This is a genomic window from Knoellia pratensis, assembly GCF_042666395.1.
In the GTDB taxonomy this organism is placed as follows: domain Bacteria; phylum Actinomycetota; class Actinomycetes; order Actinomycetales; family Dermatophilaceae; genus Knoellia; species Knoellia pratensis.
Genome location: NZ_JBHTDJ010000003.1, coordinates 473,502 through 488,246 on the forward strand (window position 1 = coordinate 473,502; position 14,745 = coordinate 488,246).

Sequence of the window (14,745 nt, forward strand, 5' to 3'; positions counted from 1 at the left end):
GCAAGCACACCGGAGCTCCTTCCTCTGCTCGCAAGGGCGGTGTCAGGGGTTTGACCGGCTCAGTTTCGGTTGGCGGCGACCCAGGCATCGATCGACTCCAGCACCGTGTTTGTGACGCTGTGTTTGGGGACGAAGCCAAGGACTGCTCGCGCCTTGTCCATCGAGAACAGGGGAGCCCGCGCAATGTGATCTAGGGTGAGTGCCGCCTGGTCCGGGCCGACACGTGCGGCGAATTCACTCCACGGGACGAGCTCCAGCTTGGGTTGGTGACCGAAGTGGCGGGCGACGAGCGCGGCATACCCCCGCAGTGTCAGCGCCTGCGTGCAGACGCTGTTGAAACTGTGCCACGCGGCGTTGTCTGGCTGCTCCAGGCACGCTTGGTGCAGACCCGCGACGTCCTCGGCATGCACGTGGTGGATGGTCTCGCCGCCGCGGTCCGACAGCAGACACGAACCGTCCGCCCGAAGCCTGTCGATGACCGCCGGGTCTAGGTTGCCGGCCGGGCCGATCGGCATCCACCCGGGGCCGCTGATGTGGCCCGGGTGCACCACGGTCGCGCGGACGCGGTCCTGGCTCATCAGGTACCGCTCGATTGCCAGCTTGCCGATGCCGTAGTCACCGTACGGTTCTTTGGGTGCGTCCTCGGTGGTGGGGACCAGTGCGCTGGGACCGTAGGACCACAGGCTTCCCGTGTGCACGAGGTGTTGTCCGTCGAGCGCCTCGACCAGTTGACAGGCCTGTGCTGGCGTGAAGCAGGTCAGGTCCACGACTGCGTCGGGGTTGAGCTGCGCGACGGCCGCACCGAAGACGCCGTCTGCCTCCGCCTTCCCGCGGTCGCACGCCACCGTCTGCACTACTTCCCAGAGCGGGTCCTCGCGATAGGCGCGGCGCACGCCACGACTGATGACGACCACCTCGTGCCCGGACCTCACCAGGCTCGGCACCAGATAGGTGCCGATGTGTCCCGTGCCTCCGATGACGACCACGCGCATGGTTGCGACCATATCTTCGCGCATCGTGCCCGGTCTCACTTTTTGCTCTGTCATGCGTCACTCCGCCGCCTGTGCGCTGGCTTGGACAGCCGGGTCGGATCCACAAGCTGTGGCTCCAAGCCGCTACTTGACAACTTGGAAAGTTGCATGCATGCTTTCCATTGTGGAAAGTAAGCCGTTGCCCCAGCACCCAGGTGACCCGAGTTCCGTCCTCGCGGCGGCAGACCGGGCGCGCGATCGCCTGGCTACTGGCCTTCGGTTGCCCAGAGGCCTGTTCCCCGTCTTAGCCGTCGCGATTGCGGGCCAGGTAGGTGCCGCTGCGTACGGGATTGCTGCCCAGACGACCGCTGGGCTGGCGGTGGTGCTGGCTGGGGCGGCGGTCTTCCTGGCCATTGCTGCACTCGTCCTCGTCCAGTTCCGGCGAATCAACGGCGTCAGGGTGGACGGTCTGGCCAGCACGATCATCCTCGGAACAGGGACCACGTCGACGCTGGCGTACATGGGTACGTTCGCAGCCGCGACCCTGGCCGCCTTCGACTCGCGCTGGTGGCTCGTCGTGTTCGCGGCTGCGGTAGGAGGTGCCGCGTACTCGCTGAGCGCCTACCGCTGGTGGCACGCCTACAGACGCAACCCTGTTGAGCGCGCGGGTGGCGCCTCCCCTCGGATGCTCGCCCTCCTTGCTCTGGCGGCGTGTGTAGGGATCGCCGTCCTGATGGTCGGCAGCTGATGCCCGAGCTCGACCCGTTGATCCACGCACCAGCCCGGCTTCAGGCGATGACGACCCTGTCTGCGGTGTCCGAGGCGGAGTTTTCCACGCTGCGAGCCGCTCTCGAGGTCAGTGACTCAGTTTTGTCCAAGCACCTCTCGGCGCTGGCCGAAGCGGGATACGTGCGCATCCGCAAGGGCGTCCTGGCGGGGCGTCGCACGACGTGGATCGCACTGACCGCCACCGGCCGGAAGGCTTTGCGTGAGCACGTCGCGGCGCTGCGCCGGTTGATCGACATGGTCCACTGACCGCCAACGACATCGACGACCTCATCCCATTTGTCCCCAGCCGTCTACGGGTGCGTCTTACCGCCGCGTGTACGTCAGGGTCGCCACGACTCGCTCAATCGCCGGAGCGACCTAGTTCAGCCCGCATCTGCTCCCGCAACTCCCCGTAGATTTGGTCCAGCTTGTCGTCATGGCCAGCGCTCCCTGCTTCGCGCCAGGACTCCACCAGGTTCCGCACCTTCTCGCTGCCGAAGGCTTCGAGCCCAGCCCGTGCGCGGATACTCATGCGGACGCGCTCGCCCTTGGGAAAGGTCTGCTCCAGCTTCTCGAGCTTGTCTTGGCGGCCCTTCTTCTCGTAGCGCCGCCTATGCGCCTCTAGCTCCCCGTACTCGAGCGCTGCGACATAGGCGTCTCGCTTCTCCTGCAAAATCCTGGCCTGGTCTTGGTCATCCTGATTCATACGAACAACTCGCTCTGCGTGCACCCTGCCCTGCGCACCGCTCAACCAGGTGAAGACGATGCCGCCGAGGCCAACGGTCGCCGCGCTGGTCGGCCCAACCCATTCCCATGCCATCGGATCATGTTGCCACTGCAGCCCTCCGCTGTACCCAACTCAGTAGGAGCGATTGGCGGCTCCTCACGAGGGCTAGTTGGGTGTTGTCGCGACATGGCCCATACCGCCGCGAAAGATGCGCCGGTCAGAGTCGACTGGGTCCTTCGAATCCTCGTGCATTTTGGTGGTGCCCGTAGTCGGCGCCGACCGGCCAGTGCTGTCAGTTCAGCGGAAGGTCCCGCCGACCCCGCCGAGCAGATCTAGCGGGTTGATGCCGAGCTGATGCAGCAGGGCTGCGTGCTCGTCGGTGTCGACTAGTTCTGACAGCTCACGCGCCGCGCGGTCGGCCACTTCGTTCTCATTTCGGCCGCGAAGCTGGTCGATGATCTCCTGCCTGTCGATCTCCACCTCGACACTCCTTGCGTATGGCTTCCTTGGATGATCCGGCCTGCCCGATCCTCAGCCGTGCGTGAAGCGCGACCGGGGATGCTGTGCTACAACCTGACCGCTCACCTGCCCAGCCTGGTCGAGGCACGCGACCGACCCATTGCCTACCAAACCATCGCCCACCGGCTGGAGCGTTCGAGCGGCTCATCGTTGGCTTGGCGCTACCGGCCTACGTCACACCACCCGATGGGAGAGTGGGCACGTGAGCGACTGGTTCCTTCCCACCGCGGAGCGGCCGTGGACCGCAGGGAACCTCGTCGTGCCGCACGTGCACGGAGCCGACTACTTCGCACGTCTGCTCGAGGTCGTCGAAGCGACCCAGGCAGGGGACCGGATCTTCCTCACCGACTGGCGCGGTGATGCCGACCAACGCCTGACCAGTAACGGCCCCACCACCACCGAACTGCTGTCCTCGGCACTACGTCGGGGCGTCGAGGTCCGGGCCCTGCTCTGGCGCTCCCACCCCGGCAGTCTCAACAGCGAGGAGAACAACCACCTCGGCACCATCATCAACGAGGCCGGTGGGGAGGCGCTCTTCGACGAGAGAGTGCGCCGCGGAGGGTCCCACCACCAGAAGCTTTTCGTCGTGCGACGCCAGGGCATGCCCCAGGAGGACGTCGCGTTCGTCGGTGGCATCGACCTGTGTCACGGTCGTCGTGACGACGCAAAACATGACGGTGATCCCCAGGCGCCGCCACTGGACGAGCGTTACGGCCCCACCCCGCCCTGGCACGACGCCATGGCAGAGATCCGTGGACCTGCGGTGGCGCACGTCCTCGACACGTTCGCGGAACGGTGGGACGACCCCACGCCGCTCGACCACCGCAACCCTTACCGAGCGGTGCTCCATCGGCTGACCAGGATGCCTCGGCACACCAAGCCGCTGCCACAGCGCTGGGATCCGCCTCCAGAGGCCGGTCCGCACCTGGTGCAGATCCTGCGTACCTACCCGTCGAAGCGACCGGCATACCCCTTTGCCCCGGATGGCGAACGCTCGATCGCGAGGGCCTACTCCCATGCGTTCAGCCGGGCCCGCAGGCTGATCTACATCGAGGACCAGTACTTTTGGTCCGACGTCGTAGCGGCCACGCTCGCCGAGGCCCTTCGACGCGAGCCGGAGCTTCAGGTGATCGCAGTCGTCCCCCGATTCCCGGAGAAGGACAGCCGCATCGCGGGACCCCCGATGCTCCACGGGCAACGCCTGGCCTGGGATCTGCTGCGGGAGGCAGGGGGCGACCGTTTTGCGCTCTTCGACCTCGAGAACGCCGAGGGAACCCCGATCTACGTGCACGCCAAGGTCTGCGTGGTCGACGACCAGTGGATGACCATCGGCTCCGACAACCTCAACCGGCGTTCCTGGACGCACGACTCCGAGCTCACCTGCGCGGTGGTCGACCCCGCTGGCGCGCTGCCCCGCACTGTTCGCACGTCGTTGTGGGCCGAGCACCTGGGCCTGCCGCAGGACGAGCCGCGGATGGCGGACCTGAGTGGCGCCCAGGCCTTGTGGGCCGAGCGTGAGGATGCCCCGGGCAGCCGCATCCGCCGTCACCTGCCCCCTGCGCTCTCTGTCGGGACGAGGCGATGGGCACGCCCGGCCTACCTGGCCCTCTATGACCCCGACGGCCGCCCGCGACAGCTGCGCGGCACGACAAACTTCTGAGGTCGCCATGACCTACGGATGTCGCTGTGAGGGCCCGAACCTCGTCAAGGTCCGACAGCGAAGTCCTGCCGTTGGAAGGGGGGTACGAGGCTAGAGCTTGGTCATCTTGCGGAATGGCGTTTCAATCCGCAGGGTGCTGCCGCCGAAGTCAACGGTGGCCCCGCCCGCATCGACGCTCACAACACGTCCCAAGCCGTGCGAGTCGTGACAAACGCGGTCGCCCGCCGCGAACTCTTCGACCGCCATTTCGGCCTGAGGCCGGAACGGGCTGTTGGCGTGCCGAGGGCGGCGGTGCGCGGATGCATCTGTCATTCGTCCAATTGTGCCCGGTCTGGGCCCGGACCGCGAACTTCCGCCTTACACCGCCGGTTGCTGGCGTGAACGTGAGGGGGTGAGGCGACGTCCGCGCGCAGTGACAGGATGACGGCCATGCAGATTCAGCACACCTCCGCCATCGTCACGGGGGGCGCCTCCGGCCTCGGCGCCGCGACCGCAGCCGCCCTTGCCGCCCATGGCGCCCACGTCTACGCCCTCGACCTCGCCCAAGGCATAGAACAGGCCTCGGCGGTCGACGGCATCACCTATGTCGCGACCGACGTCACCGACGAGGGACAGGTTCGGGCAGCCGTCGCCCAAGCCAGCGCCGACACCTCCGCACCGCTTCGCCTCGTCGTCAACTGCGCCGGCATCGGCCCGAGCGCGCGCATCCTCGGCAAGAAGGGCGTCCACGACCTCGCCCTCTATCGCAAGATCATCGAGATCAACCTCATCGGCTCCTTCACCGTGCTCGCGATCGCGTCCGAGGCCATCGCCCAGACCGACGCTGACGAGCATGGCCAGCGTGGCGTCGTCATCAACACGGCCAGCATCGCGGCCTACGACGGCCAGGTGGGCCAGGCGGCATACGCCTCGTCCAAGGGCGGCATCGTCGGCCTCACCCTCCCGGCCGCGCGCGACCTCAGCCAGTACGGCATCCGCGTCTGCACGATCGCCCCCGGCATCGTCGAGACCCCGATGCTCGCCACGGTCTCCGAGGAGTTCCGCGCTGGCCTGGCTGCCGGTGTGCCGTTCCCGCAGCGCCTCGCGGCGCCGACGGAGTACGCCAAGCTCGCCCTGGCGATCATCGACAACGACTACCTCAACGGCGAGACGATCCGCCTCGACGGCGCCCTGCGGATGGCGCCGCGCTGACGTGCTGCTGAACCTCGAACTGCTGCCCGGGGTCGACTGGTCCATTGCGATCGTCGACCTCGGCAGCGGGGAGGTTCTGGCCTCGCACGACCCGGATCGGCTGCTGTCGACTGCGAGCGTGGGAAAGGTCTTTGCCCTCATCGAGCTGGCCGAGCGCCTCCGCGACGGCAGGCTCACCGCCGATCAGCCCAGCGACCGCCGCGTCGTCGCCCCGGTCGCGGACTCCGGACTGTGGCAGCACCTCGCGACCGACGTCCTCCCTCTCGGCGACGTGGCACAGCTGGTCGGGGCGGTGAGCGACAACCTTGCCACCAACGTCCTCATCGATCTGTTGGGGCAGGACGCCATCCGCGCGCGAGCCGCACAGTGGGCTCCACGCGGCTCCGACCTCGTCGACGTCGTGCGCGGCCTGCGGGGCCCCGACGACCCGCCCCACCTCAGCCTCGGCTGCGCCGCCGACCACGTCGAGATCCTCGCCCGATTGTGGAGCGAGCGCGACGCCCCGGGCTCCACGGGTGAGCGCGTGCTCGGCTGGCTCGCGCCCGGCATGGACCTCTCGATGGTCGCCTCGGCATGGCATCAGGACCCGCTCTCCCACGCGGAGGAGTACGCCGGTCCGATCATCGTCAACAAGACCGGCACCAACCTCGGTGTCCGCGCCGACGTGGGTGTCATCGACAGCGGCGGGCGAGCCACGGCATACGCCGTCTTGGCCAACTGGACCGAGGACCCACCCGGCACCGGGCGCGACGATGCCATGGGCGCACTGCGCGACATCGGTGACGCGCTGCGAACCGCTCTGAGCTGACCAGCTGACGGGCGTGGCAAGGTGACAGGCATGACCCACAGCGACCACGACCATGGCCACTTCGACGCCGCCGCCAGCACATGGGACGCCGACCCCGCCAAGATCGAGCGCGCACGAGACACTGCCGCCCTGCTCCGCGACGCGCTGGCCCTTGACGGGACCGAGCGCGTCCTCGAGATCGGTGGCGGTACGGGTCAGCTCAGTCTCGCTCTGGCCGACCACGTCGCAACCGTGCTCGTCACGGACGCGTCGCCGGGCATGGTCGACGTCGCTCGCGACAACATCGAACGGGCCGGGCTCACCGACCGGCTCACCGCCCAGCGAATCGACCTCGTCACCGATCCGTTGCCGGACGACCGTTTCGACGGGGTGTGGGCCGCGCTCGCGCTGCACCACGTCCGCGAGGTGGACCTCCTGCTCGAACGCATCAAGGCGCTCCTCGTCCCCGGCGGCTGGGTGGCCGTCGTCGAGCTCGATGACGACCGGACCGGTGCCTTCCACGCGCACCACGACGACTTCACCGGTCACGACGGCTTCGATCGCGAGACGTTCGCAACTCGGTTGCGCGACAGCGGGTTTCACGACGTCACCGTGACCGACGCCGGGTCGGTGGAGAAGGAGCTCGGCGGCGACGACCAGGGCCGCGGGACCTTCGCGACGTTCCTCGCCGTCGGCCGCGCCTGAGGTCTGGCGATGAGCCGCACGCTGCGCGACGACCTCGGTCACGCTGTGGACCTGCCAGACAGTGGCGTATGCCGTGTGGTCTCGCTCGTTCCTTCGCTCACCGAGGCGGTGGCCGCGACGACCCCGGGCGCGCTCGTGGGGGCAACTGACTGGTGCACGCACCCGGCCGACCTCGACGTGACGCGGGTGAGGGGCACCAAGAACCTCGACCGCGCCGCCATCATCGAACTGCGTCCCGACCTCGTCATCGCCAACAAGGAGGAGAACCGCGAGCTGGACGTCGCACGCCTGCGTGAAGCGGGAATCGCGGTGTGGGTCACCGACATCGAGACCGTGCCGCAGGCGCTCGCGTCCATGCGCCGGCTCTTGGTCGAGGCCTGCGCCTGGCCGGAGCCGCGATGGCTCACGGAGGCCGAGAGCCTCTGGAGTGGCGACATCCCCACCCCTCACACCCGGGTCATCGTGCCCATCTGGCGGGACCCGTGGATGGTCGTGGGTCACCCGACGTTCACGGCCGACCTGCTCGCCCGGCTCGGGTTCGAGGTCGTCACCGCCGGGGTCGAGGGACGCTACCCCCACGTCGACCTCGAGCAGCTCGATGCTGCCGGGGCCGACCTCGTCCTGCTGCCCGACGAGCCCTATGTCTTCACCGAGGCGGACGGGCCAGAAGCGTTCTCCCGCACCGCAACTCGTCTGGTCAACGGTCGACTCATCACGTGGTACGGACCGTCGCTCGTCGAGGCTCGCGGCGCGATCGACGACTGACCGCAGCGGTCAGCCAGCCGCCTCGAGGATCGTGGCGACCTCGGACTGACCCTTCGACCGCGCGTGCTCCAGCGCGGTGACGCCCTCCCGGTCCGCGATCGCCGGGTCCGCTCCCGCCTCGAGCAGGACTCGCACGATCACCTGATGGCGAGGGCCGCCGTCACCGAGTAGCACCGCCTCGAGCAGCGCCGTCCAGCCGAGGTCGTTGACGTGGTTGACGTTGATGCCGGTCCTGACGACCCGGCGCACGTAGTCGACGTGCCCGCGCTCGCTCGCGGGGATCACCGACACCCCGCCGTAGCGGTTGCGGATCGTCAGGTCGGGCTTGGCCGGGAGCAGCGCCTCGAGCATCGCGACGCTGCCGGTCACCCCGGTGACGAGCCACGGTGTGTCGTGCCGGTCGTCGAGAGCATCCGGCGACGCACCTTGCGCAACGAGCAGCCGCGCGAGGTCGACGTGGTCGTGGGTCGCCGCGAGAAGCAAGGCCGTGCGACCCCGGTCGTCGCGGGTCTCCAGGTCAGCTCCGGAGCCCAGTGCCTCCGCAGCAGCCTCGGTGTCTCCCGACTCAGCAGCCCGCAGGAGCGCGCTGTTCGCGCTGTCGACAGCGTCCTGCGTCGAGGTGTGCATGGTGCTCCCTGGGTTGGCTGGGCGGTCGGTCGTCGAGGTGGTCGTGCAGGAAGTGGCCGTCACCACGACGATCGTGGCTGCCGCAGCGGCACGCCAGGGACGCGGCATACGCGGCGGTCTCGGAGATCCGCCTCGGTCGCCCGCACCCGCGGTCATCAGCACTGCGATGCCACGACTGGGTCAGTCGGAGTAGAGGACGCGGAACCTCTCCCACACCACCGGCATGTCGGTGGAGAAGCCGCGATCGTGATCGGCCACCTCGGTGAAGAAGCGTTGGTGCACTTCCCGCCAGTACGCCAGCGACAGGTCACCCTCGCCCTCGAGCCTGGCCTGCTCGTCGGTGATCTCGTCGAAGGGGACGACCTGCACCTCCGTGGTCTCGATGAGTGCCCTCGGCTGTCCGTTGGAGTCAAGGATGATGCTGAGCGTGCCGATCTCCGGCAGAGCCTCCTCCTCGGCCTCGTAGTCCCAGAGGGCTCCCGCGGTCGCCGTCTTGGTGCCGGCGAGCACGAGGCCCAGGAGCTCGTCGGCCTGCTCCGGGCCGGCGCCGAAGGACCACGCAGGCGGTGGCACGGAGTCCAGCGGAGTGGGCCCGAAATACGCAGGAACCTCGCTGAGGTGCGCATGCAGCCGAGCGACGTCCCAGAACGCTCGTACCTGCTCCTCGGCCGCCTCGTCGACTCCGGTGTCCACCCCTTCCGCGAACGTGTTGTCGGCGGTCTCGTGGGCGGTCTCGTCGTCGGGGCGCGGGGTCTGGGAGTCGGTCATGCGCCCAGCGTGCCATTGGGCCCACTCCCGGCGTCGGCAAGACTCGGGCCATGAGCGACAGATCCCACTCGATCAGGGCCACCCGACGATGAAGGCCATCTCCTACTCGGCCTACGACGAGACGCCGACGCTGGTCGATGTGCCCGAACCTGTCTGTGCACGCGACGGTGCGGTGATCTCCGTCCGGGCGACCGGGGTGTGCCGATCCGACTGGCACGCGTGGAAGGGCCACGACCCGGTCCCGCTGCCCCAGATCCCGGGACACGAGCTGGCGGGCACGATCGCTTCGGTCGGCGCTGACGTCAGGCACTGGCGAGTGGGCGATCGCGTCACCGTGCCGTTCGTCAACGGCTGCGGAGTGTGTGATCTGTGCCTGTCAGGCAACGCCCAGGTCTGCCCCGACCAGACCCAGCCGGGCTTCACCGGGCCGGGGTCCTTTGCGGAGCGGGTCGCCATCAGCGCGGCCGACGTGAACCTCGTCGCTCTGCCGGACTCCATCGACTTCGTCACGGCGGCCTCGCTCGGATGCCGCTTCGCCACGGCCTTCAGGGCCATCACCACGCACGGTCGGCTGCGACCGGGGGACTGGCTCGCGGTCCACGGGTGCGGCGGAGTGGGACTGTCGGCCGTGATGATCGGCAAGGCCCTGGGCGCTCGCGTCGTGGCGGTCGACATCTCCGAGGCGGCCCTGACCCGGGCCGCCGAACTCGGCGCCGAGCACCTCGTCAAGGCGGGTCAGGACATCGACACGGCCGCCACCATCCGTGATCTCACGGGTGGGGGAGCCCACGTCTCGATCGACGCGCTCGGGACTCCGGAGACGGCAGTGGCGTCGGTGAGCTGCCTCCGCCGGCGAGGCAGGCACGTCCAGGTCGGTCTCCTGCTCGGCGAATCCGCCACGCCGCCGTTGCCGATGGACCGGGTCATCGCTCACGAGCTCGAGATCTACGGCTCGCACGGCATGGCGGCGCATGAGTATGCCGCGATGCTGACGCTCGTCGAGGACGGCACCTTGCGTCCGGATCGCCTGGTCGGGGAGGTCCTCACGTTGGTCGAAGCCGGCACCGCGCTCGCCGCGATGGACCGCCCCGCGACGTCCCCGGGGATGACCGTGATCAGCCTTTCCGGGTGAGCCGGACGTGGTCGCGATCGGGACTTCGGGGGCCGGATTTCACCCCCGCGCAGGTGTCCGTGTAGCATTCCCGACGCACTCAGCCCGGGTCTGACCCGGTGCCTGAAAGGCCCCCTTAGCTCAGTCGGTAGAGCGTTTCCATGGTAAGGAAAAGGTCGTCGGTTCGATTCCGACAGGGGGCTCTGGTCAGGGCCATCACCTCGTGGTGACCTCCGACCCCCAAGGCGGGGTAGCTCAGCTGGTTAGAGCGCACGACTCATAATCGTGAGGTCGCGGGATCGAGCCCCGCTCCCGCTACTCGGCGCGATTTCGGGGAATACCCGCACTCGCGTACTCTGTTGTGCTGGTCGTCGCGTGTTCACCACGGTGCGACACGCTGACACACTGCGACACACACTTCACACCACGATTACTTTTTCGAGAGCAGGTTGCCCCGATGGCCAAGGCCACTGACGTCCGCCCCAAGATCACCCTGGCGTGCACGGAGTGCAAGGAGCGCAACTACATCACCAAGAAGAACCGTCGGAATGACCCCGACCGGCTCGAGCTGGCGAAGTTCTGCCCCCGCTGCAAGAAGCACACCGAGCACCGCGAGACCCGCTGACCCCAGCGCCTCGTCCGACGAAGCCGCCCCACCTCACGGTGCCGGGCGGCTTCGTCATGTCCAGGGGCGTGGTCGTGTCAGCCGCCGGTCAGCCGCCGGTCAGCCGCCCGTGAGCCGTCCCAGCAGCGGCGTCAACCGCGTGGGGCGACCGGTGCGAGCCTCCTGCGCGTCGGCCAGGCTCGCCAGTCGCAGCCCGGCGTTGACGCCGAGATAGCGCAGTGGTTCCGGCTCCCACCGCGGCGAGACGTGGCCAACCCAGGGCAGTGAGGTCACCGGCGTGCTCCGACCGTTGATGAGGTCGGCCAGCGTGCGACCGGCGAGGTTGCTCGCCGCCACACCGTCACCGACGTAGCCGCCAGCCCAGCCGACGCGAGCGCCGGGGTCAAAACCCACCGACGGCTGCCAGTCGCGCGCCACCGCCAATGGTCCACCCCAGGCGTGAGTGAACTCGACGTCTCCGACCTGGGGCAGCATCGACGTCAGGGTGCGTCGCAGCGCCGCGAAGACCGTGGCATCGGCGTCGAACCGCGGATGGATGGCCGATCCCCAGTGATAGGGAGCCCCGCGCCCGCCAAAGGCGATCCGGTCGTCCGCGGTGCGTTGGCCATAGATGATGACGTGCCCATGGTCCGAGAAGACTTCGCGCCGGGCCAGTCCGATCTCGTCCCACACCGAGGTCGGCAGTGGCGCCGTCGCCACCATGAGCGAGTACACCGGCACGACCTGCCGTCTCAGTCGCGGCAGGCGCGCCGTCCACGCCTCGGTGGCCCGCACGACCGCGTCGCTGCGCACGATCCCGCCGCCGCTGACCCGCACCGCGCCCGGCTGCGCGTCCAGCACGCGCACGCCCTCGATGATGAGCCCACCGCGTCGACGGACCGCCGCAGCAACGCCCTGGACCAGCCGCATGGGGTGGACGCGGGCGCAGTGCGGCGACCAGGTCGCGCCGTGGAGGTTGTCCACCGCGAGGATGTCGCGCGCCTCGGCCGTGTTGAGCCACCGCGCGTCATCTCCCCATGACTCGCTCTCGGCCACCGAGGCCATGGCGCGCTGGGCCTGTGCCTGGCTGCGCGCGGCGATGACGACTCCACCGTGCGCGAAGGCGGCGTCGATGCCTTCCTCGCGACAGACCTCCCCGACGTGCGTGACGGTGCTGCGCAATTCGGCGAGCATGGCCTGCGCGGCGGCCCGGCCGTGGCTGGCGGCGATGCGTGCCGGAGCCACCGGCCACAGCGAGGACACCCATCCGCCGTTGCGCCCACTGGCGCCGAACCCCACGTGCCCAGCTTCGAGCACGAGCACCTCCAGGTCGGGGCGTTCCCGCAGGAGGTAGTACGCGGTCCACAGGCCCGTGTAGCCCGCACCGACAATCGTGACGTCCGCTCGATCGGGTATGCCGGGTGCTTGCGTAGGCGACCGCGTCACGTTGTCCCACCACAGCGGTGGGGTCCAGGTCTCCACGGCGGCGCCTCAGCCCAAGGCCGGGCTCACAGGTGGTTCTCCGCCTCGATGAGCACTCCCCGAAGACGCTGCTCGATGTCGTCGAACTGCTCCGGCCCGACCGTGAGCGGAGGGGCGAGCTGGATGACGGGGTCGCCGCGGTCGTCGGCGCGGCAGTAGAGCCCGGCCTCGAACAGGGCCTTGGACAGGAAGCCCCGCAGCAGTCGCTCCGACTCGGCGTCGTTGAACGTCTCGCGCGTGGTCTTGTCCTTGACGAGCTCGATGCCGTAGAAGTAGCCCGCTCCTCGGACATCGCCGACCAGCGGCAGGTCGAGCAGTCGCTCGAGGGTCGCGCGGAACGTCGGGGCGTTCTCCTTGACGCGCTGGTTGAGGCCCTCGCGCTCGAAGATGTCGAGGTTGGCCATGGCGACGGCGGCCGACACGGGGTGGCCGCCGAAGGTGAAGCCGTGGGGGAAGGACGTCGTGCCCTTCTTGAACGGTTCGAAGAGACGGTCGCTCGCGATCATCGCGCCGATGGGGGCATAGCCCGAGGTCATGCCCTTGGCGCAGGTGATGATGTCGGGGACGTAGCCGAAGTCGTCGCACGCAAACATGGATCCGATGCGACCGAAGGCGCAGATGACCTCGTCCGAGACGAGCAGCACGTCGTACTCGTCACAGATCTCGCGCACCCGTTCGAAGTAGCCAGGAGGCGGCGGGAAGCAGCCGCCGGAGTTCTGTACCGGCTCGAGGAAGACGGCCGCGACCGTGTCCGGCCCCTCGAACTCGATCGCCTCGGCGATGCGGTCCGCCGCCCAGCGCCCGAACGCCTTCTCGTCATCACGCAGGTGGTCGGGTGCCCGGTAGTGGTTGGTGTTGGGCACCTTGAGGGCTCCGGGCACGAGCGGCTCGAACGCCTCCTTGGCGGCCGGGATGCCGGTGATCGACAGGGCGCCGTGAGGGGTCCCGTGGTAGGCGACCGCTCGGCTGATCACCTTGGTCTTGTTGGGCTTGCCGGTGAGCTTGAAGTACTGCTTCGCGAGCTTCCACGCGGTCTCGACGGCCTCCCCACCACCGGTCGTGAAGAAGACGCGGTTGAGGTCTCCGGGCGCGCCGGCGGCAAGGCGTTCGGCGAGGGCGATGGCCGGCGGGTGCGCGTAGGACCACAGGGGGAAGAACGCGAGTTTCCTGGCCTGCTCGGCAGCCGCCTCGGCGAGCTCCTCGCGCCCGTGCCCGACCTGCACGACGAACAGCCCGGAGAGCCCGTCGATGTAGGAGTTGCCCCGGTCGTCCCAGATGGTGTGCCCCTCACCGCGGGTGATGATCGGCACCGACCCACCGTCCTCGAAGACGGAGTGGCGGGTGAAGTGCATCCACAGGTGGTCGCGGGCGGCGTCCTGGTAGGAGGTGCCGGCGGGAGTGGTCTGCTGTTCGGTGCTCTGCGCGGTCATCGGGTGCCCCAGTCGTAGTGCTGCTTGTTGAGTTTGAGATAGACGAAGGTCTCGGTCGAGACGACTCCGGACATGCCACGCATCCGCTGCGTGATGAGCTCGAGCAGGTGGTCGTCGTCCTCGCACACGACCTCGCAGAGGAGGTCGAAGGTGCCGGCGGTCGTCACGACGTAGTGGATCTCTGGCAGCTCCGTCAGCTTGTCAGCGACCGCGAGGAGGTCGCCTTCGGTGCGGACGCCGATCATCGCCTGTCGGCGAAAACCCAGCTGTAGGGGATCGGTCACCGCGACGATCTGCATGACGCCGGCGTCGAGGAGCCGCTGGACGCGGGTCCGGACTGCGGCCTCGGACAGGCCGACGTCCTTGGCAATGGCGGCATAGGAGCGCCGACCATCCCTCTGGAGGATCTCGACGATGCGCTTGGCCACGTCGTCGAGACGCATCTCGGGAGGCTCGGCGCTGGGTCGGGCTGGTTGGCTCACGCCGACATGGTGGCGCGGATTGCTTCCGTACGCAACAGGCTGGCTATGGATATCTCTACTTTGACCGGCGCCAATGTGTGGATTCCGAATCAACTGCGCTGAAACACTGGTCTTTCCACGGCTCCGCTGGCTAGAGTGCGTCATCGGA

The 14,745-nt window shown here is 68.5% G+C and carries 18 protein-coding genes and 2 tRNA genes; 11 read left to right on the forward strand and 9 right to left on the reverse strand.

What is annotated here, in order from left to right; translation table 11 throughout:
- Positions 1 to 59 precede the first annotated feature (59 nt).
- Complete coding sequence (locus ACFQRE_RS12060) at positions 60 to 992, reverse strand: NAD-dependent epimerase/dehydratase family protein (RefSeq protein WP_380122587.1); 933 nt, start codon at positions 990 to 992, stop codon at positions 60 to 62.
- A 178-nt stretch (positions 993 to 1,170) separates the two neighbouring features.
- On the opposite strand from ACFQRE_RS12060, the gene ACFQRE_RS12065 reads away from it, so the two are divergent.
- Positions 1,171 to 1,719 (forward strand): hypothetical protein, encoded by a 549-nt coding sequence (locus ACFQRE_RS12065; protein ID WP_380122589.1) that lies wholly within the window; start codon positions 1,171 to 1,173, stop codon positions 1,717 to 1,719.
- Complete coding sequence (locus ACFQRE_RS12070; RefSeq protein ID WP_380122591.1) at positions 1,719 to 2,006, forward strand: transcriptional regulator; 288 nt, start codon at positions 1,719 to 1,721, stop codon at positions 2,004 to 2,006. Before ACFQRE_RS12065 ends, ACFQRE_RS12070 begins: the two co-directional genes overlap by 1 nt.
- A gap of 94 nt (positions 2,007 to 2,100) precedes the next feature.
- On the opposite strand, the gene ACFQRE_RS12075 is transcribed toward ACFQRE_RS12070, so the two are convergent.
- Together ACFQRE_RS12075 and ACFQRE_RS12080 are read right to left on the reverse strand one after the other, a co-directional pair.
- On the reverse strand, positions 2,101 to 2,559 hold the full coding sequence (locus ACFQRE_RS12075) for a hypothetical protein (protein WP_380122594.1): 459 nt from the start codon (positions 2,557 to 2,559) through the stop codon (positions 2,101 to 2,103).
- 204 nt (positions 2,560 to 2,763) lie between these two features.
- Positions 2,764 to 2,946 carry a hypothetical protein gene (locus tag ACFQRE_RS12080; RefSeq protein WP_380122596.1) on the reverse strand — a complete coding sequence of 61 codons (183 nt, stop codon included), beginning with the start codon at positions 2,944 to 2,946 and terminating at the stop codon, positions 2,764 to 2,766.
- 241 nt (positions 2,947 to 3,187) lie between these two features.
- Here ACFQRE_RS12080 and ACFQRE_RS12085 point away from each other — a divergent pair, with 241 nt between their 5' ends.
- The gene (locus ACFQRE_RS12085) at positions 3,188 to 4,645 is read left to right on the forward strand and encodes a phospholipase D family protein (RefSeq protein WP_380122598.1); all 1,458 of its coding nucleotides are present in this window, start codon (positions 3,188 to 3,190) and stop codon (positions 4,643 to 4,645) included.
- Between the two features lie 90 nt (positions 4,646 to 4,735).
- Here ACFQRE_RS12085 and ACFQRE_RS12090 read toward each other — a convergent pair whose 3' ends face one another.
- Positions 4,736 to 4,957: a hypothetical protein gene (locus tag ACFQRE_RS12090; protein WP_380122600.1), complete on the reverse strand. Its 222-nt coding sequence runs from the start codon at positions 4,955 to 4,957 to the stop codon at positions 4,736 to 4,738.
- A gap of 117 nt (positions 4,958 to 5,074) precedes the next feature.
- On the opposite strand from ACFQRE_RS12090, the gene ACFQRE_RS12095 reads away from it, so the two are divergent.
- The 4 genes from ACFQRE_RS12095 to ACFQRE_RS12110 are packed head-to-tail and all read left to right on the forward strand — an operon-like array spanning position 5,075 to position 8,093.
- Positions 5,075 to 5,836 (forward strand): SDR family NAD(P)-dependent oxidoreductase, encoded by a 762-nt coding sequence (locus ACFQRE_RS12095; protein WP_380122602.1) that lies wholly within the window; start codon positions 5,075 to 5,077, stop codon positions 5,834 to 5,836.
- A 1-nt stretch (position 5,837) separates the two neighbouring features.
- Positions 5,838 to 6,644, forward strand: coding sequence for a serine hydrolase (locus ACFQRE_RS12100; RefSeq protein WP_380122605.1), 807 nt, complete (start codon positions 5,838 to 5,840; stop codon positions 6,642 to 6,644).
- 30 nt (positions 6,645 to 6,674) lie between these two features.
- Positions 6,675 to 7,328: a class I SAM-dependent methyltransferase gene (locus ACFQRE_RS12105; protein ID WP_380122607.1), complete on the forward strand. Its 654-nt coding sequence runs from the start codon at positions 6,675 to 6,677 to the stop codon at positions 7,326 to 7,328.
- A 9-nt stretch (positions 7,329 to 7,337) separates the two neighbouring features.
- Positions 7,338 to 8,093 carry a helical backbone metal receptor gene (locus ACFQRE_RS12110; protein ID WP_380122610.1) on the forward strand — a complete coding sequence of 252 codons (756 nt, stop codon included), beginning with the start codon at positions 7,338 to 7,340 and terminating at the stop codon, positions 8,091 to 8,093.
- A gap of 9 nt (positions 8,094 to 8,102) precedes the next feature.
- Here the strand turns inward: ACFQRE_RS12110 and ACFQRE_RS12115 are convergent, their stop codons facing one another.
- Positions 8,103 to 8,828 carry an ankyrin repeat domain-containing protein gene (locus ACFQRE_RS12115; RefSeq protein WP_380122612.1) on the reverse strand — a complete coding sequence of 242 codons (726 nt, stop codon included), beginning with the start codon at positions 8,826 to 8,828 and terminating at the stop codon, positions 8,103 to 8,105.
- 72 nt (positions 8,829 to 8,900) lie between these two features.
- Positions 8,901 to 9,488, reverse strand: coding sequence for an ASCH domain-containing protein (locus tag ACFQRE_RS12120; protein WP_380122615.1), 588 nt, complete (start codon positions 9,486 to 9,488; stop codon positions 8,901 to 8,903).
- A gap of 88 nt (positions 9,489 to 9,576) precedes the next feature.
- Here ACFQRE_RS12120 and ACFQRE_RS12125 point away from each other — a divergent pair, with 88 nt between their 5' ends.
- The 4 genes from ACFQRE_RS12125 to rpmG all read left to right on the forward strand — a co-directional run bounded on the left by ACFQRE_RS12125 (position 9,577) and on the right by rpmG (position 11,224).
- Positions 9,577 to 10,620 carry a zinc-dependent alcohol dehydrogenase family protein gene (locus ACFQRE_RS12125; protein WP_380122617.1) on the forward strand — a complete coding sequence of 348 codons (1,044 nt, stop codon included), beginning with the start codon at positions 9,577 to 9,579 and terminating at the stop codon, positions 10,618 to 10,620.
- 109 nt (positions 10,621 to 10,729) lie between these two features.
- Positions 10,730 to 10,802 (forward strand) — tRNA-Thr (locus tag ACFQRE_RS12130).
- Between the two features lie 41 nt (positions 10,803 to 10,843).
- A tRNA-Met gene (locus tag ACFQRE_RS12135) sits at positions 10,844 to 10,917 on the forward strand.
- 139 nt (positions 10,918 to 11,056) lie between these two features.
- On the forward strand, positions 11,057 to 11,224 hold the full coding sequence (gene rpmG, locus ACFQRE_RS12140; RefSeq protein WP_009776014.1) for a 50S ribosomal protein L33: 168 nt from the start codon (positions 11,057 to 11,059) through the stop codon (positions 11,222 to 11,224).
- Between the two features lie 99 nt (positions 11,225 to 11,323).
- Here rpmG and ACFQRE_RS12145 read toward each other — a convergent pair whose 3' ends face one another.
- The 3 genes from ACFQRE_RS12145 to ACFQRE_RS12155 are packed head-to-tail and all read right to left on the reverse strand — an operon-like array spanning position 11,324 to position 14,558.
- The gene (locus ACFQRE_RS12145; protein ID WP_380122619.1) at positions 11,324 to 12,685 is read right to left on the reverse strand and encodes an NAD(P)/FAD-dependent oxidoreductase; all 1,362 of its coding nucleotides are present in this window, start codon (positions 12,683 to 12,685) and stop codon (positions 11,324 to 11,326) included.
- A 26-nt stretch (positions 12,686 to 12,711) separates the two neighbouring features.
- Positions 12,712 to 14,115, reverse strand: coding sequence for an aspartate aminotransferase family protein (locus ACFQRE_RS12150; protein WP_380122621.1), 1,404 nt, complete (start codon positions 14,113 to 14,115; stop codon positions 12,712 to 12,714).
- Entirely contained in the window at positions 14,112 to 14,558 is a 447-nt protein-coding gene (locus ACFQRE_RS12155; protein WP_380124260.1) for an Lrp/AsnC family transcriptional regulator, read from the reverse strand. Before ACFQRE_RS12155 ends, ACFQRE_RS12150 begins: the two co-directional genes overlap by 4 nt.
- Positions 14,559 to 14,745 lie beyond the last annotated feature (187 nt).

What these genes read in the sequence shown, in the direction of transcription:
- ACFQRE_RS12060 (WP_380122587.1), bottom strand. Translation starts at nt 992, where the DNA reads ATGCGCGTGGTCGTCATCGGAGGCACGGGACACATCGGCACCTATCTG.
- ACFQRE_RS12070 (WP_380122591.1), top strand. Translation starts at nt 1,719, where the DNA reads ATGCCCGAGCTCGACCCGTTGATCCACGCACCAGCCCGGCTTCAGGCG.
- ACFQRE_RS12075 (WP_380122594.1), bottom strand. Translation starts at nt 2,559, where the DNA reads ATGGCATGGGAATGGGTTGGGCCGACCAGCGCGGCGACCGTTGGCCTC.
- ACFQRE_RS12090 (WP_380122600.1), bottom strand. Translation starts at nt 4,957, where the DNA reads ATGACAGATGCATCCGCGCACCGCCGCCCTCGGCACGCCAACAGCCCG.
- ACFQRE_RS12095 (WP_380122602.1), top strand. Translation starts at nt 5,075, where the DNA reads ATGCAGATTCAGCACACCTCCGCCATCGTCACGGGGGGCGCCTCCGGC.
- ACFQRE_RS12105 (WP_380122607.1), top strand. Translation starts at nt 6,675, where the DNA reads ATGACCCACAGCGACCACGACCATGGCCACTTCGACGCCGCCGCCAGC.
- ACFQRE_RS12110 (WP_380122610.1), top strand. Translation starts at nt 7,338, where the DNA reads ATGAGCCGCACGCTGCGCGACGACCTCGGTCACGCTGTGGACCTGCCA.
- ACFQRE_RS12115 (WP_380122612.1), bottom strand. Translation starts at nt 8,828, where the DNA reads ATGCCGCGTCCCTGGCGTGCCGCTGCGGCAGCCACGATCGTCGTGGTG.
- ACFQRE_RS12120 (WP_380122615.1), bottom strand. Translation starts at nt 9,488, where the DNA reads ATGACCGACTCCCAGACCCCGCGCCCCGACGACGAGACCGCCCACGAG.
- ACFQRE_RS12125 (WP_380122617.1), top strand. Translation starts at nt 9,577, where the DNA reads ATGAAGGCCATCTCCTACTCGGCCTACGACGAGACGCCGACGCTGGTC.
- rpmG (WP_009776014.1), top strand. Translation starts at nt 11,057, where the DNA reads ATGGCCAAGGCCACTGACGTCCGCCCCAAGATCACCCTGGCGTGCACG.
- ACFQRE_RS12150 (WP_380122621.1), bottom strand. Translation starts at nt 14,115, where the DNA reads ATGACCGCGCAGAGCACCGAACAGCAGACCACTCCCGCCGGCACCTCC.
- ACFQRE_RS12155 (WP_380124260.1), bottom strand. Translation starts at nt 14,558, where the DNA reads ATGCGTCTCGACGACGTGGCCAAGCGCATCGTCGAGATCCTCCAGAGG.